This window comes from Shinella yambaruensis (genome assembly GCF_022899355.1).
Taxonomy (GTDB): Bacteria; Pseudomonadota; Alphaproteobacteria; order Rhizobiales; family Rhizobiaceae; genus Shinella; species Shinella yambaruensis.
In genome coordinates, this window is sequence record NZ_JALJCK010000008.1 from 188,806 (window position 1) to 211,820 (window position 23,015).

Consider the following 23,015-nt stretch of genomic DNA (forward strand, 5'->3'; position numbering starts at 1 on the left):
ATGAACACCGAGACCCTCGTCGGCGAGTATTTCGCCAGCGGCACGCTTTCCGGCCTGCCCACCGGGCATTTCATCGACGGCGCCTTCGTCGCGGCTTCGGGCGGGCGCACGATGGAGACCTTCGATCCCGGCTCCGCCCGCCCCTACCATGCCTTCGCCGCCGGTGACGGCAGCGACGTGGACCGGGCGGTCGCCGCCGCCCGCCGCGCCCAGCGCGCCTGGGGCCGCACCAGGGCGAGCGCCCGCGGCGCGATCCTGTCGCGCGCCGCCGAACTCATCCGGGCGGAGGCGGCGCGGCTTGCCGTGGTGGAAAGCCTCGACAGCGGCAAGGCGCTGCAGGAGGCGGAGGGCGATGTCGCGGGCGCGGCGCGCTGCTTCGACTACTACGCCGGCGCGGCCGACAAGATCCAGGGCGACACCTTCCCGCTCGGCGCCGACCATATCGGCTATTCCATCGAGGAGCCGGCCGGCGTCACCGCCCATGTCATTCCCTGGAACTATCCGCTCTCGACGGCCGCCCGCAGCATCGCGCCGGCGCTCGCCGCCGGCTGCACCGTGGTCGCCAAGCCCGCCGAGCAGACGCCGCTGACGGCGCTGATGCTCGCCGGCATCCTCGCCCGCGCCGGCCTTCCCGCCGGCGTCTGCAACGTCGTCACCGGCACGGGCGCGGAGGCCGGCGGGCCGCTGGTCGCCCATCCGGATGTCCGCCACGTCACCTTCACCGGCTCCGTGCCGACGGGCATCCGCGTGATGCAGTCGGCCGCCGCGCATGTCGCCAGCGTCGTGCTCGAACTCGGCGGCAAGTCGCCGGTCATCGTCATGGCCGATGCGGACATGGACGCCGCCGTGGAGGGCGTGCTCGGCGCGATCTACGAGAATGCCGGGCAGATCTGCTCGGCGGGCTCGCGCCTCGTCGTCGAGCGCGGGGTGCATGCCGAGCTGGTCGGACGCCTTGCCGGGCGCGCGGCCGGCCTCAGGCTCGGCCATGGCCTGCGCCGCCCGCAGGTCGGCGCGCTCTCCTCCGCCGCGCATCTCGACAAGGTGGCCGGCTATGTCGAGGGTGCCCGCGCGCGCGGCGTCACCATTGCCGCCGGCGGCGAGCGGGCGACGGACCCGCAGAGCGGCGCCGGCTGGTTCTTCCAGCCGACGATCCTCGACGCGGTAAAGGCGGACGATCCCGTCATCCAGGAGGAGATTTTCGGCCCCGTCCTCTCCGTGCAGGTCGTCGACGGCGAGGAGGAGGCCGTGGCGGTGGCGAACGGCACCGATTTCGGCCTCGTCGCCGGCATCTACACAGGCGATTTCGGCCGCGCCCACCGCATGGCGCGCGATATCGACGCCGGCCAGGTCTACATCAACGAATATTTCGCCGGCGGCATCGAGGTGCCCTTCGGCGGCAACAAGCTGTCCGGCTTCGGCCGCGAGAAGGGCTTTGCCGCGCTGCGCAGCTACACACGCACGAAAAGCCTGACGGCGAAGATCGGCGGATCGTCATAATGGTCTTACGGCAAGGAGATAATGGACCTTTCGGGGAAGCCAATCTCGTCCTTTGATGCCAGCGGCTAGAAATCGGGAATAGAGCGTCATCGACGGGAGCGAGATGGCCCTCCATGGGGAAGAACGCCGGAAAAACGGCGACTTGCAACAGCCAAACGGAAGAGGAGAACAGCATGAAAACGACATTCGCGCTCGCCGCGACGACGGCGCTTGCCCTGTTCATGGCAGGCAATGCGGCACAGGCCGAGACCCTGCGCCTGCTCACCTGGGGCGGCTATGCGCCGGACAACGTCATCAAGCTCTTCGAGGAGGCGAACCCCGACATCACCGTCGAGGTGACGCTGTCCAACAACGAGGAGATGGTCGCGAAGCTCCGGGCGACCGGCGGCGCGGGCTACGACCTCGCCCAGCCGAGCCATGACCGCATCTTCGCGGCCCAGCAGGAATACAACATCTACAAGCCGCTCGACCTCTCGAAGATCGAGACGGCGAACCTGGCGCCGAACCTGCTCGACGGCGTGAAGGCCAATGCGACGATCGACGGCGCGCTCTACGCCGTGCCGCACCAGTGGGGCACGTCCGGCATCGTCGCCGACATTTCCAAGGCGCCGAACGTCAAGGGCTGGGGCGACCTCTGCAATCCGGAATACAAGGGCCGCACCTCGATGCGCCTGCGCCGCACCATCCTGCTCGGCACGGCCTTCTCGCTCGGCAAGGACCCGTTCGCGCTCTATGGCGACAAGGCGGCCTACCAGACGATGCTCGACGAGGTGACGGAAAAGCTGATCGCCTGCAAGGACAACGTCAAGACCTACTGGAACGGCGGCGACGACCTTTCGACGCTCCTGCTGTCGGGCGAGGTCGTCGTCTCGGAGGCCTGGGATTCCACGGCCTTCAAGCTCTACGGCCAGAACAAGAACCTCGTCTACGTGCCGCCGGAAACCGGCGCGCTCGCCTGGATCGACACCTTCGTCATCCCGCGCAAGGGCGAGGCGGACGATGCCGCCTACAAGTGGATCAACTTCGTCATGAAGCCCGAGATCGTCAAGCTGATGTCGGATTCCACCGGCGCCATCGCCGCCGTCAGCAACGGCATCGACCTCTTGCCGGACGACAAGCAGGCCGCCGTCAAGGCCGCCTTCGACGAGCAGGACCTCACCAACCTCAAGTTCTTCGCCAATATTCCGGCGGGGCTCGAGGACATGGAAGGCAAGGCGCTGGAGCGCATCAAGGCCGCGACGTCCAACTGATCGCCTCCCAAGGCAGTTCCGGCCGGCCGAGGGCGCCCTTGGCCGGCTGTTTTTCCCGATGGCCGCGAGCAACGAGCACTCCATGCACGATCTTCAATGCGAAAGCCTGAGCAAGCGGTTCGGCGCCTATACCGCCGTCGACAGCGTATCCTTCGCTGTCCCGCGCGGGTCCTTCTTCTCCATTCTCGGCCCCTCCGGCTGCGGCAAGACCACGCTGATGCGCATGATCGCCGGCTTCGAGACGCCGACGGGCGGCGACATCCGCATCAAGGGCCGGTCGGTGCTTTCGACGCCGCCGAACAAGCGCCCCGTCAAGATGGTGTTCCAGCATCTCGCGCTCTTCCCGATGATGAATGTCGGCGAGAACATCGCCTACGGCCTGCGCTGCCGCGGCGAGAACAGGGCCGACATCGCCCGCAAGGTGGCGAGGGTGCTCGACCGCGTCGGCCTGCCCGGCGCGGCGGAAAAGCAGGTCTCCCAGCTCTCCGGCGGCCAGAAGCAGCGCATCGCCATCGCCCGCTGCATGGTGCTGGAGCCGGACGTGCTGCTGCTCGACGAACCGCTCGGCGCGCTCGACCTCAAGCTGCGCGAGCGCATGAAGATCGAGCTGAAGCAGCTGCAGCACCAGTTCGAGACGACCTTCCTCTACATCACCCACGACCAGTCGGAAGCGCTGCTGATGTCCGACAATGTCGCGGTCATGAATGCCGGCCGGTTCGAGCAGATCGGCGCGCCGCAGGACCTCTACAACAATCCGAAGACCGGCTTCGTCGCCGGCTTCGTCGGCGACAGCAACCGCTGGCCCGGCCGGGCGCTCTCGGTTTCGGACGGCAAGGTGCGCGTGGCGATCGACGGCGGCGGCGAGGCGATCGCGCTCGCCGGGGACGAGCGCATCGCGGCCGGCGGGCCGGTCGAGCTCTTCGTGCGCCCGGAGGTCATCTCGATCGGCGCCGGCAGCGGGAACGGGCTGGAGGGCACCGTCGAGAGCCTGCTGTTCAACGGTGCGAGCAGCCGCATCCTCGTGCGCATGGCGAACGGCCACCTCGTCGAGGTCGGCCAGGCGGTGATGGACGGTTCGGTCAAGATCGCGCCGGGCGAGACGGTCGCCATCGGCTGGAGCCGGAGCCACGGCCGCGCCTTTTCCGTTGCGGGGTGAGGGCGATGGCGCGCACCGATATCGGAAAACTCTCGCTCATCCTGCTCTTCGCCCCCTTCGCGCTGTGGATCGCGCTGCTGATCATCCTGCCGCAGCTCGGCATCGGCTATATCTCGCTGCGCGAGAAGGTGGGGCCGGGCGAATACACCTTCGGCTTTGCGAACTATATCGCCTTCCTCTCCGAGCCGATCTACTGGAACACGCTGCTGCGCACGGCCTGGATGTCGATCCTCGTCACCGCCATGGCGCTCGCCGTCGGTTTTCCCGTCGCCTACTACATCGCCAAGATCGCCCGGCGCCGCGCGCGCGCCGCGCTCTTCCTGATGTGCCTCATCCCGCTCTGGGTGAGCGACCTCGTGCGGGCCTTCGGCTGGATCGTCATCCTGCGCGAGACCGGCCTCGTCTCGACCTTCCTCCAGAAGATCGGCCTCGTCGGCGGCCCGGTCGAACTGCTCTACAACGACGCCACCGTCGTCATGGGCCTCGTCTACACGGTGGTGCTCTTCATGATCGTGCCGCTCGTCTCCACGCTCGACGGCATGGACAATTCGCTGATCGAGGCGGGCTACAATCTCGGCGGCAGCCGCTTCACCGTGTTCCGCCGCATCGTCGTGCCCTATGCCATGCCGGGCATCGTCGCCGGCTGCATCATCGTCTTCATGCTGACGGCGGGCAGCTACCTCACGCCCATCCTGCTCGGCGGCAAGAACAGCATGTGGTTCACCGAGCAGATCTACGAACAGTTCGTGACGCGCTACAACTGGGAATCGGGGGCGACCTTCGGCGTGCTGCTGCTCGTCTTCACCTCGTTCGTCGTCTGGCTCGGCCTGCGGCTCACCGGCCAGAGCCTCGCCTCCACCGTCGCAAAGGACTGACCATGAACGTCGCGGCCCCGCAATCGCCCTTCCTGCAATGGCTCTACCGCGGCTACATGCTGGCGTTCCTGTTGTATCTCGCCGCCCCGCTCTTTGCCGCCGGCATGTTCGCCTTCAACGATTCCATGTTCCCGGCGCTGCCGTGGAACGGCTTCACGCTCGACTGGTTCTTCAGCAGCACCGAGCCGAAGATCGGCATGTTCCACGACCGGCGCCTGCTGCGCGGCCTTGAGAATTCGCTCTATATCGGCGTCATCGTCTCGGCGCTCGCCGTCGCGGCCGGCACCTGCAACGCCTTCCTCTTCGAGCGCAAGCAGTTTCCCGGCAAGAGCTTCTTCTACATCCTGATGATCGTGCCGCTGGTCATTCCCGGCGTCATCCTCGGCATCTCGATCCTCGTCTTCGCCAGCATGATCGCCAACGGGCTCGAGGAGACCTTCGGCATCGAATGGGATTTCCTGCGCCCGGGCCTCTTCCTCGTCATCCTCGGCCAGTTCTCGTTTCTGACGACCATCACCTCGCTGGTCATCGCCGCGCGCCTGCGCAAGTTCGACATCTCGCTGGAGGAGGCCGCGCTCAATCTCGGCGCGACGCGGCTGCGCGTGCTGGCGACGGTGACGCTGCCCTATCTGATGCCCGCGCTCTTCTCCGCCTTCGTCGTCGCCTTCCTCGTCTCCTTCGAGAACTTCAACACGACGCTGATGCTGGTCGGCTCCGACGCGCCGCTGACCATCACCATGTACGACCGCATGGTGAAGGTCGGCTCGACGCCGGTGCTGAACGCCGTCTCGTTCTTCCTGATGGTGGGCTCGGGGGCGCTGGCGCTGCTGAGCGTCGTGGTGCAGCGCGGCAAGGAGTGAGCCGCGCCCCGGCTTGCCGGGACCCGGCCTCGTTTTCAGGCGGGCAGGTGCGCCTCGCGGACGAGCGCCTGCTTGAGCCGCGCCGTTTCCAGGCCGAGTTCGATGAAGCGGTGGGCGTGGCGGGCGAGCGCGACATTGTCGTCCCACAGATTGCGCCAGATCGCCGTCTTTAGAGAAAGGTCCTTGTCGACGATCGTCGTGGAGAAGGATTCGAAGGTGACATAGTCGTCCCAGCCGATGGCGACGAGCGCATCGAAGATCGCCGGAAAGTCGATCGTGCCGGTGCCGAGATAGCCGCGATGGCTCTCGCCGACATGCAGGTAGCCGATCTTGCCGGCCGCGTGGCGGATGGCAAGGCCCACATCGGCCTCCTCGATGTTCATGTGGAACGTGTCGAGGTGCAGGAAGACGTTCGAGGCGCCGGTGTCGCGGATATAGGCCATGCCCTGCGCGGCGGTGTTCAGCATGTTGCTCTCGAAGCGGTTGACGATTTCGAGATTGAGCGTGACGCCGGCCGCCCTGGCCCGGTCCGCCACCTTGGAGAGCGCGGCAACGCTGGTGTCCCAGCCCTTTCTCGACAGGCTGTGCTCCTGCTTGCCGTGGGCGGAGCTGAGGATGCCGGCGAGCTTCGTGCCGCCGAGGTCGCGCACCAGCGCCACGGCCCGGTCGAGGATGTCGACGCCATGGGCGACGATCGCCGGGTCGGCGCTGGAAATGTCGCCCTCCGGCGGCAGGCCCATGCTGATGGCGACGTCGAGGCCGCGTTCCCTGATACGGCCGGCAAGCCATTTCACATCGACCTGCGCGGGATCGAGATAGGAGAATTCGATGAGCCTGTAGCCGAGCCGCTGCGTGTTATCGAGCGCCGTTTCGAGTTCGCCGCGCGAGGAGCCCGCGCTCCAGACGAAGGAATGGACACCGATTTTCGACATGGCCCGGCCGCTTTCTGACGATGGAGGAAACGAAGATCCGGCCGGGCGCGCTATCGGCGCCCGGCCGTCTGGGAGGCGTGTTTAGCGGGCTGCGGTCCAGCCCTTGTAGTCCTTGACGTTTTCGGCCGTGATGAGCTGCGGGTCGAGCAGCACGACGGGCTCGGCCGGCTTGTTGCCCTTCAGCACCTCGACGCCGAGCTGCAGCGCCTGGCCGGCCATGACATAGGGATCCTGCGAGGCGGAGGCCTTGATCATGGAATTGCCGCTGGCGAGCGAGGTCTCGATGTCCGGCGCGCCGTCGACCGCGGTGAAGAAGAATTCGCTGCGGTTCAGCTGCTTGGCGGCGAGCTCGGCGCCGATCGCCGTCGGGTCGTTGATGGCGAAGACGGCGTCGATCTTGTCGAAGCGGGTGAGCAGGCCCTGCATCACGGCAAGGCCGCCGTCGCGCGAGCCCTGGCCGTTCTGGTCGTCGGAGAGGATCTTGATGTCGGCATGCTTGCCGAGCGCCTCCTTGCAGCCTTGCACCCGCTCGAGGATCGAGGAGGAGGCCGGGCCGTTGATGATGACGACGTCGCCCTTGCCGCCGAGCTTGTCGGCGATGTAGTTGCAGGCTTCTTCACCCGCCTTGACGTTGTTGGTCATGACGGTGACGTCGGCGCCGGGCGCCGACACGTCGAAGGCGGCGACGACGACGCCGGCGGCCTGCGCCTTCTTCACGGCGGGGGCGATGGCCTTCGCGTCGACGGCGTTCAGCATGATGATGTCGACGCCGGCGGCGATGAAGCTGTCGACCTGGGAGACCTGCTTGTTGAGGTCATAGTCGGCCGAGACGGAGATCACCTCGACATTCGGGTTGATCTCCTTGGCGCGGTCCTCGATGCCCTTGATGGTGGCGACGAAGAACGGGTTGCCGAGCAGGCCGACCGAGATGCCGATCTTGTTGAGGTCCTTGGCGGCTGCGGGCATGGCGAGCGCGGCGGCCAGTGCGGTGCCGACGAGCAACTTTGGCATAAGACGCATGTTTTCCTCCTTTGGTGGCGTTTTGCGCCGTTGTTTCCGGTGACGACCGGTTCGTTCAGCCGGGCTCAGGTCCGGCTAATGCCCTTGAGCCTGTAGCGATCGAGGCCGACGGCGACGATGATGACGAGGCCCTTGATGATGTACTGCCAGATGTCGGAGACCCCGACGAGGATGAGGCCGTTGGACAGCACGGCGATGATGAGGGCGCCGATCAGCGTGCCCCAGATGGAGCCGACGCCGCCGACGAAGCTGGTGCCGCCGAGGATGACCGCCGCGATGGCGTCGAGCTCGTAGGCCTGGCCGAGCTGCAGGCCGTTGGCCGCATAGAGCCGGGCCGCCGACATGGCCCCGCCGAGGCCGGAGAGCAGGCCCGACATCGAATAGACGAAGAGCAGCACCAGCGGCACCTTGATGCCGGTGAGCCGGGCGGCCTCCGCATTGCCGCCGACGGCGTAGATCCAGGTGCCGAGCACGGTACGCTTGAGGATGAACCAGGAGACGAGGATGGTCGCGATGGCGATGACGGCGAGCCACGGCACGCCGAACAGCGTGCCGTTGCCGATGAAGTCGAAGGGCAGGTCCGGGTTGAACACCGTCGTGTCGTTGCCGAGCAGGCGCGCCACGCCGCGGATCGCCGTCAGCGAGCCGAGCGTCACGATGAAGGGCGGCAGCTTCAGCCAGGCGATGATGGCGCCGTTGAGGAAGCCGCAGGCAAGGCCCGCGGCGATCGCCGCCGGAATGCCCAGCATGCCGAGGTCCGGCACCAGCGAGACGATGACCGCGATCATCGCCGAGGCGGCAAGGATCGAGCCGACGGAAAGGTCGATGCCGCCGGTCAGGATGACGAAGGTCATGCCGGCGGCCAGCACCGTGTTGATCGAGGCCTGCTGCATGACGATCGACAGGTTGTTGACCGACAGGAAGCGCCCGGAGAGCAGATGGAAGCCGATCGCCAGCAGCACGAGCACCGGCAGCATGCCGAGCGCCGTCAGCGTCGAGCGCAGCTTCAGCCTGTCCATCCGGGCGTCTTCGGTTTCGCTTGCAGCCATGGTTCCGTCCCGTTCCCTTGTTGTCCGTCAGGCGGCCTGGCCGGCCGTGCCGGTCGCCAGCGCCATGATCGCTTCCTGTTCGATCGGCTGCGTCACCTCGCCGGCGATGCGCCCCTCGCGCATCACCAGGACGCGGTCGGCGATGCCGAGGATCTCCGGCAGGTCGCTGGAGATGACGACCACGGCGATGCCGTTCTCGGCGAGCGCGTCGATGATGCGGTAGATCTCCGACTTGGCGCCGACATCGACGCCCCGCGTCGGCTCGTCGAGGATGACCGCCCGCGGCTTCGTCTCCAGGAGGCGCGCCAGAAGCGCCTTCTGCTGGTTGCCGCCCGACAGGGCGCCGACATTGATCTGCGTGCCGGCGGTGCGGATCGACAGGGTCTTGATGGCCGCGAGCGCCCGGTCCCGCGCCTTTGCGAAGTTCAGGACGCCGCCGGCCTTCGCATCCCCGGCGATGACGCCGATATTGATGTTGTCGCTGATCGACATGTCGAGGAAGAGGCCCAGCGCCTTGCGGTCCTCGGTGAGATAGGCGATGCCGGCATCGAGCGCGTCGCGCGGCGTGGCGATGGCGAGCGCCTTGCCGTTCAGCGTCACCGTGCCCGTCGCCCGGCGGTCGGCGCCGTAGACGAGGCGGGCAAGCTCCGTGCGGCCCGAGCCGACGAGGCCGGCAATGCCGAGCACCTCGCCCGCCCGCACCTCGAAGGAGCAGTCGTGCACGCGCACGCCGTCGCCGATGGTGTCCACCGACAGCACGGCGGGGCGCGCGCCCTCGGCCTGCCGGTGTTCCTTCTTGTAGAAAGACGAGAGGTCGCGGCCGACCATCATGGAGACGAGCGTGCCCGCGGAAAGGCCTGCGCGCTCCAGCGTGCCGACATAGGCCCCGTCGCGCAGCACGCTGACGCGGTCGGAGAGCTGGTAGATCTCCTCCATGCGGTGGCTGATATAGATGATGGCGATGCCGTCGGCCTTGAGGCGGGCGATGACGTCGAACAGCCGGTCGGTCTCGCGCGTGGTCAGCGAGGTCGTCGGCTCGTCCATGACGATGATGCGGGCCTTGGTCGTCAGTGCCCGTGCGATCTCCACCATCTGCCGCTCGCCGAGCGAGAGCCCGGCGACGCGGCGGGCGGCGGAAAAGCCGATGCCGAGCTGTTTCAGGATCGGCTCGGCCCGCCGGCGCATCTCGGCGCGGTCGGCAAGGCCGAAGCGCGCGGGCTCGTTGCCGAGGAACATGTTCTGCGCCACCGACAGGTTGGGGGCGAGCGAAAGCTCCTGGTAGATGACGGCGATGCCATGGGCCTTGGCCTTCAGCGGATCGCCGAGCGTCACCGGCTCCCCGTCGATCAGCACCGTGCCGCCGGGATCGGCCGTATAGGCGCCCGACAGGATCTTCATCAGCGTCGACTTGCCCGCGCCGTTCTCGCCCATCAGGGCATGCACCTCGCCGGCATGCACGGTCAGGTTCACATGCGACAGCGCCTTCGACGCGCCGAACGTCTTGCTGATGTCGCGCATCTCCAGAAGGGCAGGGGCGTCCGTCCGTTCCGTCATGCGCGCTTCTCCTTTCGGGTCCCGGCCTGCATCGCCTCGACCTGCCGGCGCCATTCGCGCCTGTAGGCGTCGAGGCCGGCAAGGGCGGCCGGCGCGGCGACCGCGCAATCGTTGACGAAGGGGTTCTGGCCGCGGTCCTCGAAGACGAGGGCCGCCGCGCCGAAGGCGCTGCCTTCCGGGTTGGCGCTGGTGTGCACGGTCTGCCCGGGGCGCAGGGCCGCGAGCACGGCGGCATAGAGCCCCGTCCTGACCAGCCCGCCATCGATGACGATCGTATTGTCGGAGCCGATGAGATCGAGCGAAAGATCGGTCATCAGCGCGACATAGAGGAGGGCGGCGGCGGCGCGTTCCTCGCCCTCGACGGCCGGGCCGGAAAAGCGCCCGGCATGGCCCGGCACCGGGCCGCCGGCGGCAAAGGAGGGCAGGGCGAAGGCGCGTTTTGCGATGACGGATGCCAGCGCCTCCTCGCGGACCGGCCGCGTCCAGCCGCCGCTCGCCACGTCGTATTCCCGCCCGCCCATGAAGCGGATGGTCGCGACCGGCTGGCGGTCGACCGTGACATTCGCCAGCATGTCGCGCGTCTGGTCGAGCCGTTCGAGCGGGCTTGCCGGATTGAAGACGATCACCCAGGTGCCGGTCGAGACCAGCGTGAAATCGGCAAAGCCGAGCGAGCGGTAGAAATAGAGCGCGGCATTGCTGTCGTGCACGCCGTTGTGCACCGCGACCTCCACCGTGCGGCCGTCGCCGAGCGTGACGGCGTGCGTGCCGATCACGGCGCCGGCGCGGGAGAACTCCGGCATCTTGCCGCGCCAGCCCATCCTGTCGACGAGGCTGCTGAAATCGTCCTTAAGCGGCGCCCAGAGGTTGGAATGGCAGCCGAGATAGGAGACTTCGGAGACCTTCCGGCCGGAGAACCTCCAGCTCCAGAACTGCGGATAGGCAAGGATCGCGTCGGCCTTGTCGAGGAGGTCCGGTTCGCGCGCGTCGAGCCAGAGGAGGTGGCGGCCATAGTTGAAGCCGAGCGGCAGCGGCGGCGAGAAGGTCTCGCGGAAATCCGGCGCCATGGCGTCGATGCGCGCGGCGATTTCGGCGGGCGGCTCCTGCTCGTAGTCGAGGATCGGGTGAACGAGCGCATCGCCGGCGGCGAGCGCGAAGGTGCAGCCGTGGCCGGAAAAGGTGACGCTGTCGACGCCATGGGCGGCGGCGACGCGGGCAAGCTCGTCCTTCATCCAGGCAAGGAGGGCCGCGTCGTCCAGCACCCGCAGGTCCTTCTCCTCCCGCCAGACCGGGCGGGTGCGCGCCTCGTCGACGACCTTTCCGCCGGAAGAAACGACGAAGAGCTTGGAATTCGTCTTGCCGAGATCGAAGACGGCGATGGGGGCGGTGCTCAACTGGTCCCTCCCGTCCGTGCGATCAGGATGGTGACGCCGGCATCCTCCAGCATCCGGGCGGCGGCGTCCGTCAGGCCGTCATCGGTGATGATCGTGCCGATGCGCGACAGCGGCAGGGCGACGTTGCGCGGCTGGATGGAGAACTTGCGGCTGTCGGCGAGCAGCACGATCTCGTCGGCGCAGGCCGAAAGCTCGCCGATCACCTTGACCAGCAGCGGATGGGATTCCAGCAGCCCCTTGCTGCTGATGCCCTGCGTGCCGAGGAAGAAGCGCGAGGCGAAGAAGGCGGGCGAGCCGGCGGCGCTGTCATGGATGATGCCCGGCTCGCGATAGAGCTCGCCGCCGGCAAGCGAGAGCTGGCAGGTGCCGTGCTCGCCGAGATGGGCGGCCAGCGGCATGGAATTGGTCCAGATGCGCAGGTTGCGCTGCGCCAGCAATATGCCGAGCTGATAGCAGGTGGAGCCCGCATGCACGATGATGGAATCCCCGTCGCGCACCAGGCCGGCCGCCGTTGCGGCGATGGCCCGCTTCGCCTCCACGGCGATGTCGCGGTTCTCGTCATAGGGTTTTGCCGAAAGGCGCCCGCTGTCGGCCGCCTCGCTGGCGGAGATGCCGCCATAGACCTTCCGGGCCCGGCCGAGGTCGTGCAGCTTGTCGATGTCGCGACGGATCGTTGCGGGCGACACGCCGAGATGCTCCTGGAGATCGCGCACCGAAGCGAAGGGCGTCTCGCGCAGAAGATCGATGATGGCCTTGTGGCGCTCGGTGTCGTTCACGGATGATCCTCCCGGCGTCTCCCTCGCCGATGAATGAAGATAATCACACTAACGCGGAACGATCAAGAACGATGACGAAAATTCTTCACTGTTGACGATATGCGATCATGCAAATACCATTCACAAAAAAGTTCACTCAGTTTCCGGCGGGCCGGAAAGCGGGTGGCGGACTGTCTAGAGGAGGGGCCGCATGGCTTCGGGCATTCGGGCGGAGGACAGGGCGGCCTTCGATGCATTTCTCGCGCTCTCGAGGGAGATCGGCAGCGATATCCTGAAAACGCAGGGTGCCGGCGGCAACACCTCGTTCAAGCGGGACGGCGTGATGTGGGTGAAGGCCTCCGGCACCTGGCTTGCCCATGCCGGCGAGCGCGACATCATGGTGCCGGTGGAGGTCGCGCCGCTGGTGGCGGCGCTCAGGGCGCGCGACCCGAGCGCCGAAAAGGCGACGGATTTCGTCGTGGCGGCGCTCAATGCCTCCGGCCTGCGCCCGTCGATCGAGACCAGCTTCCACGCGGTGCTGCCGCAGGCCGTCGTCGCGCATTATCACTGCGTCAATGCCATCGCCCTTTCCGTGCTGGCCGGGCGGGAGCGCATCCTCGCCGAGCGCATGGCCGCGCTGCCCGATCTGACCTGGGCGGCCATTCCCTACCGCCGCCCCGGCACGCCGCTCGCCCACGAGATCGACCGCGTCGCCGCGCGCCGGCCGGACGTGCTGATCCTCTTCAACCACGGCATCGTCGTCACCGGCGAGACGGTGGAGGAGGTGCGCGCGCGCATCGCCCGCGTGACCGCCGCCCTTTCGGTGGAGGAGCGGGCGACGGCGCCGGGGGACGCGGCGCACCTCCAGGCCCTCGCCGAAGGCGTCCCCTTCCATGCCGCCGAGGATGCCGGCAGCCACAAGACCGCGCTCCATCCCGCCAACCTCGCCGTCGCCACGGGCGGTTCGCTCTATCCCGACCATGTCATCTTCCTCGGCACGGAGATCGGCGTGCTCGGCGCGGGCGAGACCGTGGCGGCCTATGCGCAGGCGCGCGGCGCGCGGGGGCTCGACATGCCGAAGATGCTGCTCGTGCCCGACCGGGGCGTGCTGCTCGCCGACGCGCTCACCGCTGGCGGCCGCGTCATGGCGCGCTGCCTGGCGGAGGTCGTGTCGCGCGTGCCGGAAGGGGCCGCCATCGTCCATCTCGGCAGCGACCAGGAATACGAGCTCACCCATTGGGAGGCCGAGCAATACCGCCAGGCGCTGGACCGCAAGGCGAGCCAGCGGGCATGAGCGCGGCGCCCGGACCCGCCGTCGCGCTCGGCATCGATCTCGGCACGTCCGGCGTGCGCGCCGCCGCCCTTGCCGCCGACGGCACGCTCGTCGACATGGCGTCCTCGCCGTTCCCGGATGCCGCGGCCGGCCGCTCGCCCGCCGCGTGGCGGGCCGGCGTCGGCGCGTGCCTCGGCGAACTTGCCGCGCGCGGGGCGCTTGCCGCCATAACGGGCGTCGCGGTCGACGGCACCTCCGGCACGGTGCTCGCCATCGATGAAGGCGGCGCGCCGATCGGCGATGCGCTGATGTACAACGATCCCTGTCCGGACCGGGCCATCCTCGACCGGATCGCGGCGTCGGCGCCGGCGGACAGCCCGGCGCGGGGCGCGACCTCACCGCTCGCCAAGGCCGTCCATCTTTCGCGCCGGGCCGGCGTTCACGCTATCGTGCACCAGGCGGACTGGATCCTCCTGCAGCTCGGGCTCGCCGCCCCGGCGAGCGACGAGAACAACGCCCTGAAGACGGGCTACGATCTTGCCGCGGAGCGCTGGCCGGACTGGATCGAAGCCTGCGGCATGGATGCCGGCCTCCTGCCTGAGGTGAAACGCGCCGGCGCGCCGCTGGCGACCGTCGGTGCGGCGGGCCGGGCCTTCGGCCTGCCGGACGGCTGCCGCTACCACGCCGGCACGACGGACGGCTGCGCCTCGTTCCTCGCGACGGGCGCCGCGTCCATCGGCGACGGCGTGACCGCGCTCGGCTCGACGCTGGTCGTCAAGCTCGCCTCGGCGGAACCGGTCGATGCGGCGGACTACGGCATCTATTCGCACCGCATCCTCGATTTCTGGCTCGCCGGCGGGGCCTCGAATTCCGGGGGCGCGGTCATCCGCAGCCTTTTCGACGATGCGCAGGTGCGGGCGATGACGCCGCGGCTGCGGCCCGACCGGCCGACCGGCCTTGCCTATTATCCGCTGCTGCGGCCGGGCGAGCGGTTCCCCGTCAACGATCCCGCCCATGCGCCGCGGCTGGCGCCGCGCCCGGCCGACGACGTCTTCTTCTTCCAGGCGATCCTCGAAGGCATCACGGCGATCGAGGCGTCGGGCTATGCGCGGCTGGCGGCGCTCGGCGGCCCGCCCCTGTGCTCGGTGCGCACGGTCGGCGGCGGCGCGGCCAATCCGGCCTGGACCCGCATGCGGGAGGCGGCGCTCGGGGTTCCCTTCCTGCCGTCGAATTCGGCGGAAGCGGCCGTGGGCACGGCGGCCCTCGTCCTTGCCGGAAAGGATCGCTGGCCATGAGCATTGCCCCGAAGACCGACCTTGCGGCGCTGGCGGCCCGCTACGATGCCTTTCTCGTCGACCAGTTCGGCGTGCTGCGGGACGAGGACGGCGCCTATCCGGGGGCGAACGAGGCGCTGCTGCGCCTCAAGGCGCTGGGCAGGACCGTCATCGTGCTGTCCAATTCCGGCCGCAGCGGAGACTACAATGCCGAACGGCTCGTCAAGCTCGGTTTCGACCGGGCGGGTTTCGACCGCTTCCTCACCTCCGGCGACGTCGCCTACGACATCCTTTCCGGGGAGACGGCCGGCTCCGCGGCCGGGACACGCTGCCTGACGATCTCCAGCGGCGGCGACCGCAACCTTGCCGACCGCCTCGGCTTCGAGAGCGTCGAGGACGCGGCCCTGGCCGATATCGTGATCATCTCCGGCAGCGAGGCCGATCGCGTCCCGATGGCGGACTACCGCCGCCGCCTCGCCCCCGCCGCACGGCGCGGCGTGCCCTGCTACTGCACCAATCCCGACCGGCACAAGCTCGCAAGCGGCGGTGCCACGGCGCCGGGCGCCGGCAGCATCGCGCTGGCCTACCAGGATCTCGGCGGGCCGGTGCGCTGGTTCGGCAAGCCCCATCCGGCGATCTACCGGCAGGCGCAGGCGCTGCTCGGGGGGCTTGCAGCCGACCGGATCGTCTGCGTCGGCGACAGCCTGGAGCACGACATCGCCGGTGCCGCCGGCGCGGGGCTCGCCTCCTGCCTCGTCAGGACGGGCATCCTTGCCGAAAGCACCGGGCCCGAGCTTGCCGCCCTTGCCGACCGCTATGGCGCGCGCCCTGGTTTCGTCATGGAGCGCTTCGCCGCCTGAAGCCGCCCCGTCCGGGACACGGGTCACCCAACAGTCGCGTCGAGGGCCGCTGCCGTCGAGCATCCGCCCGGCAACATGGAAATCCTCCTGCGCACGGCGTGCAAACTGTCCGACGGGCACGTGTTCACGGAATGACGCGGCATCGCCCGCATGCGTCGAGGATCGGCTACGACCAGCGTGCGAGGGGTGCCGGGGAGGATTTCCGCAAGGTCTGCGCGCGCGTCTCCGCCGCTCTGGCGGATGCCGACGCGGCGGCGGGGCGCGCCTGCTGCGGCGTGGGGCCGGCGGCGAGATCGTCGAGGAACCCGTCGCACCAGGCGAACACGTCGTTGGTGCGCAGCGTCGTCATCATGGCCGTCCAGCGCTCCCGGCGCTCCTCGACGGGCATGGCGAGGCTTCGGGCGATGGCGTCAGCGGTGCCCTCGACGTCGTAGGGATTGACGAGCACGGCCTCCTTCAGCTCCTGCGCGGCCCCGGCGAAGCGGGAGAGCAGCAGGACGCCGGGATCCTCCCCGTTCTGCGCGGCGACGAACTCCTTGGCGACGAGGTTCATGCCGTCGCGCAGCGGCGTGACCAGGGCGAGCTTGGCCATGCGGTAGAGCCCGGCCAGCGCCGGGCGGCGCAGCGAGCGGTTGATGTAGCGGATCGGCACCCAGTCGACCGTGCCGAGCGCGCCGTTCACGCGGCCGGCCTGTTCGGCGACGGCCCGCTGCATCGCCTCGTATTCCGGCACTTCGGAGCGTGATTTCGGCGTGATCTGCAGCAGCGTCACCTTGCGCTGGCTGTCGGCATGGCGGGTGAGGAAGGATTCGAAGGCATCGATGCGCTGGGTGATGCCCTTGGAATAGTCGAGCCGGTCGACGCCGATGATGAGCTGCTTGCCGTCGAGGCTCTGCAGCATGCGCTTGTGCAGCGCGGTCTCGGCCGCCCGTTTCGCCAGCGCGGCGAAATCGTCCGTCTCGATGCCGATCGGATAGGACCGGGCGGTGAAGGACCGCTCGCCGACGGTGAAGCGAAACGCGTCCAGCCGGTCGCCGAGGCCGTGCCGCGACAGGCAGTCGGCGAAATTCTCGCGGTCATGCTCGGTCTGGAAGCCGAGCACGTCATAGGCGGTCATGCTCGTCAGCAGCGCCTCGTGCACAGGCATGGCGTGGAAGACGTCGGGCGCCGGCCAGGGGATGTGCAGGAAGAAGCCGATCCGGTTGGTCACGCCCTGCCGGCGCAGCTCGGCGGCCAGCGGGATGAGATGGTAGTCGTGGATCCAGATCAGGTCGTCCGGCTCGATGAGCGGCAGGAGGCGGCTTGCGAAGAAGCGGTTCACGCGGAAATAGCCGGCCATCTCGCGCCGGCCGTATTCGGCAAGGTCCAGCCGGTAGTGGCAGATCGGCCAGAGCACCCGGTTGGCAAAGCCCTGGTAGTATTCCTCGACGTCGCGCTCGGTGAGGTCGGTGAGCGCATATTCGATGTTGCCCTCCTTCAGCCTCTGCAGCGGCCCGACCGCATCGTCCGTGCAGGACCGGCCGGACCAGCCGAGCCAGAGCCCGCCGCGTGCCTCCAGCGCTGTCTGAAGGGCGACGGCGAGGCCGCCGGCAGGAGCAGTCCCGCTCTTGTCGGGAATGGGAACGCGGTTGGAAACGACGACGAGACGAGCCATGAATTCGGTACTACCTTGTGGGCCGCGCCCCTCATTGCATGAGGGTTTTGCGAGGGCGCGTTGAACCCGAAAAAGAGGAATTTTGCGCCAGCGGACAGCGCCGGCGGACTTTTTCGCAATGCACCGTAAACGGCCGGGGGCCGGGAAGGTTCCCTAAAACCGGCGATTTTGCCGTCCTGCGGGGCCGTTTTGCGGCCCGCCCCGCCCCGGGACGGGACGCTTCAGGGGCGCTGGAGGGAGGTGTCCTCCCCGGCCTGCCGCTCCCGGTGGCGCGGTCCCTTGGGGAACCATCCGGCGACGCGCGCGCCGACCGGGTCGAGCAGCGTCAGCACCACGGGCACGAAGACGAGCGTCAGGAGCGTGGAGGAGATGAGGCCGCCGATGACGGCATGGGCCATCGGCGCGCGCTGCTCGCCGCCCTCGCCGAGGCCGATGGCCATCGGCAGCATGCCGAAGATCATCGCCAGCGTCGTCATGATGATCGGCCGCAGGCGCACCGCGCCGGCATCCGCCAGGCTGTCCTGCAGGCTCTTGCCTTCCCGCCGGCCCTGGTTGGAATAGTCGACGAGCAGGATCGCGTTCTTGGTGACGAGGCCCATCAGCATGATGAAGCCGATGATCGAGAACATGTTGAGCGTCGAGCCGGTGACGAGAAGGCCGATCAGGACGCCGATCAGCGACAGCGGCAGCGTCATCATGATGGCGACGGGCTGGAGGAAGGACCCGAACTGCGAGGCGAGGATGATGTAGATGAAGATGACGGCAAGGGCGAGCGACTGGAGCGCATAGCCCATGCTCTCCTCAAGGTTTTCCGCATCGCCGCCGAAGCTGATGCGGTAGCCCGCCGGGATCTGCATCTTCGCGATGGCGGCGTTGAGGTCCGCGGTCACGTCGCCGAGCGCGCGCGCCTCGATATTGCTCTCGATCCGGATCTCGCGGGAGAGGTCCTTGCGCGTGATGGCGTCCGGCGCGGTGCTTTCGATGACGTCGGCCACCTGGTCGAGCAGAACGGTGATCGGCTTGCCGTTCTCGTCCGTCCGGCCGGTGGCGATGGTGAGGTCGCGAAGCTGCGCGGCATCGCGCCGGCCCGTCGCCGGCAGGCGCACCACGACGTCGTAGGTCTCCCCGTCCGGCGCGTTCCAGACGGATATGGCATCGCCCGCCACCAGCGGGCGCAGGGTGTCGCCGATCGCCGCGATCGAGACGTCGAGGTCGCTCGCCGCCTCGTGGCGGATCCGCACGGCGAGCGTCGGGCGCTTGTTCTCGATCGACGATTCGACCTCCGTCGCGCCGGGAATGGCGGCAAGGGCGGTGGTGATCTCGTTGGAGATGCGGCGCAGCTCCGCCTCGCCGTCGCCGAGCACGGAAAGCTGGAGCGGCTTTTGCGACGAGCCCATGCCCGTGTTCTGGCCGATGGAGACCTCGAGGCCGGCAATGGAGGCGAGGCGCTTGCGGAACGGCTCCATGCTGGCCGCCGTCGTCACCGAGCGCTCGGTGCTCGGCTTGAGCTGGACGGCCACCGTCGCCTCGTTGAAGCCGCGCGCGCCGCCGGCATTGATGGTGGAATAGATGGTGTCGACATAGTCGAACTCGCGCAGCGCCCGCTCGACCTGGCCGACCTTCGCCGCCATGTAGTCCAGCGACGCGCCCTCGGTGGCCTTCAGCGCGATGGAGACCTCGCCCTGGTCGGCCGGCGGCAGGAATTCCGCGCCGATGCGCGGCACGAGCATCAGGCTTGCGAAGAACAGCGCGATGACCACGAAGACCGTCGTCTTGCGATAGCGGAAGGTCCAGCGGATGAGCCGGCGATACCGGTCGGCGAGGCGCTCGAACCAGCGGTCGAACCGCGCGATCAGCCGCCCGAGCGGGCCTCGCTTCGCGTTCACCTCGGACTGCGGATCGTACCAGACGCTCGACAGCATCGGATCGAGCGTGAAGGACACGAAGAGCGAGATGAGCACCGCGACGGCGACGGTCACGCCGAACTGCAGGAAGAACCGGCCGATGAGGCCGCCCATGAAGGCGACGGGCAGGAAGACCGCGACGATGCAGAGCGTGGTGGCGAGAACGGCAAGGCCGATCTCGTTCGTGCCGTCGAGGGCCGCGTCCACATGGCTCTTGCCCATGTGCAGATGGCGCGTGATGTTCTCGCGCACGACGATCGCATCGTCGATCAGGATGCCGATCGACAGCGACAGCGCCATGAGCGTCATGGTGTTGAGCGTGAAGCCGAGCGCATGGATGAGCGCGAAGGTGCCGATCACCGAGATCGGCAGGGTCAGCCCGGTGATGACGGTCGAGCGCCAGGAATTGAGGAACAGGAAGACGATCACCACGGTGAGCACGCCGCCCTCGATCAGGGTGCGCTGGACCTCCTGCACCTGGGCGGCGATGGGGCGGGAATTGTCGCGCGTCACCTTCAGCTCGATCCCTTCCGGGGCAAGCTCGACATTCAGCGCCGCGATCTCCTTGCGCAGTTCCGCGGCCACTTGCACGGTGTTGGCGCCCTGCACCTTGACGACGTCCAGCCCCAGCGAGGGCATGCCCTGGTAGGTGGCGCGGCTCGTCACCTCGGCGCCGATGTCGAGGATCGTCGCGACGTCGGACAGATAGACCGGATAGCCGCCGCTCTGCGCGACGATGATGCCGTTGAAGCCCGCCACGTCCGGCACGCGGCCCTCGACGGTGACGATCCTCTGGTTGATGCCGGAGATCAGCGTGCCGGCGGCGCGGTCCTGGTTCTCCTTGCGGATGGCGTCCATGACGGAGGTGACCGCGATGCCATAGGCTTCGAGGCGGTCGGGATCGACCATCACGAGCACCTGGCGCTCGCTGCCGCCGACCAGCGAGATCTGGCCGACGCCGGCGATGACGCTGAGCCGGTTGGTGATCACGCGGTTGGCGAGCGTGGTGATCTCCGAAAGCGTGCGCTTCGAGGACGAGGCGGCGATGGAGAGGATGGGCGCGTCGTCCGGATTGAAGCGGGTGACCTGCGGCGTGTCCACCGCGTCGGGGAAGCTCGCCTCCAGCCGCGCGACGCGGTCGCGCACCTCCTGGGCGGCCACCTGCGAATCAACGTCGAGCTCGAACTGCACGACGACGACGGAGCGGCCCTCGTAGGATTCGGAGATGATCGTGTCGATGCCGCCGATCGTGTTCAGCGCCGTCTCGATCGGGCGCGACACCTCGCTTTCCACGGTCGAGGGCGAGGCGCCCGTATAGCTCGCGGTGACGACGACGATGGGAAGGTCGGTCTCGGGGAACTGGTCGACGCCGAGGCGGAAATAGGAGAACAGCCCGATGACCAGGATCGTCACCATCATCATGGTGGCGAAGACGGGATGGCGGACGCTGATGCGCGTGAGGAACATCGCTTACAGCCCCTCGACGACGACCGGCATGCCCGCTTCCAGCGCCGGCAGCGGCGCGGAAACGACGACGTCGCCGGCTTCGAGCCCCGAGACCGCGACGAGGCCCCGGTCCGTCCATGCGGTGCCGAGCACGATCGGCTGGCGGCGCAGCACGCCCTCCGTCACCTTGAGCACGAAGCTGCCCGTCTGGTCCTGGCGGATCGCCGCGTTCGGCAGGGCGATGACGCCCTTCCGCTCGTCGACCTTGAGGATGCCCGTCGTGAACATGCCGCCCTTCAGCGTGCGGTCGTTGTTGTCGATCGCCAGGAAGACCCGCACGGCCCGCGAGCCGGCGACGGCGGTGGGCGAAATGCGCGTGACCGCGCCGGAGAAGGTCCTGTCCGCAAAACCCTCGACCGTGAGCTCGACCGGCTGGCCGACCCGCACCATGGGAATGCGGCTGGTCGGCACGCCCGCGTCCACCTCCATCCTGGAGAGATCGACGATGGTGAGGAGCTCGGTGTTGAGCGCCACCGTCTGGTCCTGCTCGACGGGCCGCGAGGCGACGACGCCGTCGAACACGGCGCGGACCTCCGCATCGGCGAGGTCGCGCTCGGCATCCGCGATCTCGGCCTGCTTCGAGCGGAGCTGGGCGGCGAGATTGGCGACATTGGCCTCGGCCTCCAGGGTCGCCGCCTCCGTGGACGCGCCGCTCTGGCCGAGGCTGGTGGTGCGGCGCAGGACGGATTCGGCAAGCTGCAGCTGCGCGGTCAGGGCCTCCGCCGAAGCCCGGCGCACGGTCAGCGTGGATTCGAGCGCCCGCGTGTCGAAGCGCACGAGAAGGTCCCCCTTCCTGACGACGTCGCCGACCTTGACGGGCAGCTCGACGATCGTCGAGGCGACGCGTGCGGCATGCGTCGACCGGCGGATCGGCGCCAGCGATCCGGAGATCCGCACGTCGCTGGCGATGTCGCGCGGCTCGACGCGCGTGACGTCGACCGCGGCGAGCTCCAGCGGCGCAGTCGACGCGGCGGGCGTCTGCGCCCGCGCGGCCTGCAGGCCCCCCATGGCGATGGCGATCAAAACCCATGCGGCCCCGGCCGCGTTTGACCATGCCTTGTTGCTTGCGAACATTGTTGCTCCGGATCACAGCCGACGACGTTGGAGCGGAACGTAGAGTTCCGGTCCCCTACAATCCAGAAAGGGAGACGGAAAACAGAAAGAATTCTCGACGGCGTTGCAGCCATGCCCCGCATCGCGGCGGTGCGGCCGGGAATGTCGCCGGCATGCCCGGCCCGGCCGGCGACGCCTCCGGAGCGGCGGGTTTCCGGGGATGCGGGCGCCGGCCCCCGGCGCGAAGCACGTCATCGCGGGAGGAGCCGGGGCCTTCCCCCCGCGATGAGGACCGTCCTGCCGGCCCGCGCGGCCGCCTACTTGACGAAGGCCTTGCCGAGGCCCATCGCGCGCTCGACGATCATGATCACGGCGAGCGTCAGCAGGATGAGGAGCGCCGAGGCGGCGGCGACGAGCGGGTCGGCCTGGTTGTAGACATAGTTGTAGAGCTCGACGGGAAGCGTGCTGATGCGCGGGCCGGTGAGGAAGAGCGTGATCACCACCTCGTCGAAGGAGACGAGGAAGCAGAGGGCGGCGGCCGCGACGATGCCGGGCGTCAGCATCGGCACGGTGACGCGGAAGAACACGGTCAGCGGCTTTGCGCCGAGCGTGCGCGCGGCCTCCTCGCAGGCGCGGTCCTGCGTGCTGAGCGAGACGGCGAGCACGCGCAGCGCATAGGGCAGCGTCACCACCAGATGGGCGAAGACGAGGCCGTGCATCGTCGCCAGCAGCCCGAAGGAGGCGAAGACGATGAGGATGGCAAGGCCGAGCACGATGGTGGGCAGCAACAGCGGCGCGGTGAACAGGTTGAACAGGAGGTCCCGCCCGGTGAATTTCAGCCGCGTCATCACCCAGGCGGCCGGCACGGCGATGACGATCGAGAGCGCCGTGACGATCGCCGCCAGCGACAGGCTGGTCCAGAAGGCCTTCAACATCTGGCTGTTGGCGAAGAGCGCCGAATACCACCGCGTCGACCAGAAGGACGGCGGGAAGCGCAGCACCTGGTCGCCGGAAAACGACAGCGGGAAGACCAGGATGACCGGCGCCAGCAGGTAGACGAACAGCACGAAGACGAGGATGCGCATCGGCCAGGAGGTCTTGTGGATTTCCATGGGTATACCTCCGAGAGTTTGTCAGGGAAAAGTGGAAACC

Annotated in this window: 18 protein-coding genes; 8 read left to right on the forward strand and 10 right to left on the reverse strand. The window is 68.4% G+C overall.

The window, feature by feature from the left end:
• The 5 genes from MUU56_RS19775 to MUU56_RS19795 all read left to right on the forward strand — a co-directional run bounded on the left by MUU56_RS19775 (position 1) and on the right by MUU56_RS19795 (position 5,638).
• On the forward strand, positions 1-1,497 hold the full coding sequence (locus MUU56_RS19775; RefSeq protein WP_244769002.1) for an aldehyde dehydrogenase family protein: 1,497 nt from the start codon (positions 1-3) through the stop codon (positions 1,495-1,497).
• A gap of 173 nt (positions 1,498-1,670) precedes the next feature.
• Positions 1,671-2,747 (forward strand): extracellular solute-binding protein, encoded by a 1,077-nt coding sequence (locus tag MUU56_RS19780; RefSeq protein WP_244769003.1) that lies wholly within the window; start codon positions 1,671-1,673, stop codon positions 2,745-2,747.
• Positions 2,748-2,829: 82 nt separating this feature from the next.
• Entirely contained in the window at positions 2,830-3,903 is a 1,074-nt protein-coding gene (locus tag MUU56_RS19785) for an ABC transporter ATP-binding protein (RefSeq protein WP_244769004.1), read from the forward strand.
• 5 nt (positions 3,904-3,908) lie between these two features.
• Positions 3,909-4,778, forward strand: coding sequence for an ABC transporter permease (locus MUU56_RS19790; protein ID WP_244769005.1), 870 nt, complete (start codon positions 3,909-3,911; stop codon positions 4,776-4,778).
• 2 nt (positions 4,779-4,780) lie between these two features.
• Positions 4,781-5,638: an ABC transporter permease gene (locus MUU56_RS19795; protein ID WP_244769006.1), complete on the forward strand. Its 858-nt coding sequence runs from the start codon at positions 4,781-4,783 to the stop codon at positions 5,636-5,638.
• A 35-nt stretch (positions 5,639-5,673) separates the two neighbouring features.
• Here MUU56_RS19795 and MUU56_RS19800 read toward each other — a convergent pair whose 3' ends face one another.
• From MUU56_RS19800 to MUU56_RS19825, 6 genes are all read right to left on the reverse strand, one after another.
• Positions 5,674-6,570 (reverse strand): sugar phosphate isomerase/epimerase family protein, encoded by an 897-nt coding sequence (locus MUU56_RS19800; protein ID WP_244769007.1) that lies wholly within the window; start codon positions 6,568-6,570, stop codon positions 5,674-5,676.
• Positions 6,571-6,651: 81 nt separating this feature from the next.
• A complete protein-coding gene (locus tag MUU56_RS19805; protein WP_244769008.1) occupies positions 6,652-7,590 on the reverse strand; it encodes an ABC transporter substrate-binding protein in 939 nt (312 codons plus the stop codon).
• Between the two features lie 65 nt (positions 7,591-7,655).
• Positions 7,656-8,639, reverse strand: a complete 984-nt coding sequence (locus MUU56_RS19810; protein WP_244769009.1) for an ABC transporter permease subunit — start codon at positions 8,637-8,639, stop codon at positions 7,656-7,658.
• A 27-nt stretch (positions 8,640-8,666) separates the two neighbouring features.
• Complete coding sequence (locus MUU56_RS19815; RefSeq protein ID WP_244769010.1) at positions 8,667-10,193, reverse strand: sugar ABC transporter ATP-binding protein; 1,527 nt, start codon at positions 10,191-10,193, stop codon at positions 8,667-8,669.
• On the reverse strand, positions 10,190-11,584 hold the full coding sequence (locus MUU56_RS19820; protein ID WP_244769011.1) for an FGGY-family carbohydrate kinase: 1,395 nt from the start codon (positions 11,582-11,584) through the stop codon (positions 10,190-10,192). The genes MUU56_RS19815 and MUU56_RS19820 overlap by 4 nt, the downstream gene beginning before the upstream one ends.
• Positions 11,581-12,360, reverse strand: a complete 780-nt coding sequence (locus MUU56_RS19825) for a DeoR/GlpR family DNA-binding transcription regulator (RefSeq protein ID WP_244769012.1) — start codon at positions 12,358-12,360, stop codon at positions 11,581-11,583. Before MUU56_RS19825 ends, MUU56_RS19820 begins: the two co-directional genes overlap by 4 nt.
• A 190-nt stretch (positions 12,361-12,550) precedes the next feature.
• On the opposite strand from MUU56_RS19825, the gene MUU56_RS19830 reads away from it, so the two are divergent.
• From MUU56_RS19830 to MUU56_RS19840, 3 genes are read left to right on the forward strand one after another with little or no spacing between them, the layout of a single operon-like run.
• Complete coding sequence (locus tag MUU56_RS19830; RefSeq protein WP_244769013.1) at positions 12,551-13,633, forward strand: class II aldolase/adducin family protein; 1,083 nt, start codon at positions 12,551-12,553, stop codon at positions 13,631-13,633.
• On the forward strand, positions 13,630-14,907 hold the full coding sequence (locus MUU56_RS19835) for an FGGY-family carbohydrate kinase (RefSeq protein ID WP_244769014.1): 1,278 nt from the start codon (positions 13,630-13,632) through the stop codon (positions 14,905-14,907). Before MUU56_RS19830 ends, MUU56_RS19835 begins: the two co-directional genes overlap by 4 nt.
• Positions 14,904-15,746 (forward strand): TIGR01459 family HAD-type hydrolase, encoded by an 843-nt coding sequence (locus MUU56_RS19840; RefSeq protein ID WP_244769015.1) that lies wholly within the window; start codon positions 14,904-14,906, stop codon positions 15,744-15,746. Before MUU56_RS19835 ends, MUU56_RS19840 begins: the two co-directional genes overlap by 4 nt.
• A 166-nt stretch (positions 15,747-15,912) precedes the next feature.
• Here the strand turns inward: MUU56_RS19840 and otsA are convergent, their stop codons facing one another.
• The 4 genes from otsA to MUU56_RS19860 form a co-directional block, all read right to left on the reverse strand.
• Positions 15,913-17,400, reverse strand: coding sequence for an alpha,alpha-trehalose-phosphate synthase (UDP-forming) (otsA, locus tag MUU56_RS19845; protein WP_244769016.1), 1,488 nt, complete (start codon positions 17,398-17,400; stop codon positions 15,913-15,915).
• A gap of 221 nt (positions 17,401-17,621) precedes the next feature.
• The gene (locus tag MUU56_RS19850; protein WP_244769017.1) at positions 17,622-20,771 is read right to left on the reverse strand and encodes an efflux RND transporter permease subunit; all 3,150 of its coding nucleotides are present in this window, start codon (positions 20,769-20,771) and stop codon (positions 17,622-17,624) included.
• A gap of 3 nt (positions 20,772-20,774) precedes the next feature.
• Positions 20,775-21,884 (reverse strand): efflux RND transporter periplasmic adaptor subunit, encoded by a 1,110-nt coding sequence (locus tag MUU56_RS19855; protein WP_263194823.1) that lies wholly within the window; start codon positions 21,882-21,884, stop codon positions 20,775-20,777.
• Positions 21,885-22,180: 296 nt separating this feature from the next.
• Complete coding sequence (locus tag MUU56_RS19860; protein WP_244769018.1) at positions 22,181-22,975, reverse strand: ABC transporter permease; 795 nt, start codon at positions 22,973-22,975, stop codon at positions 22,181-22,183.
• Between the last annotated feature and the right edge of the window lie 40 nt (positions 22,976-23,015).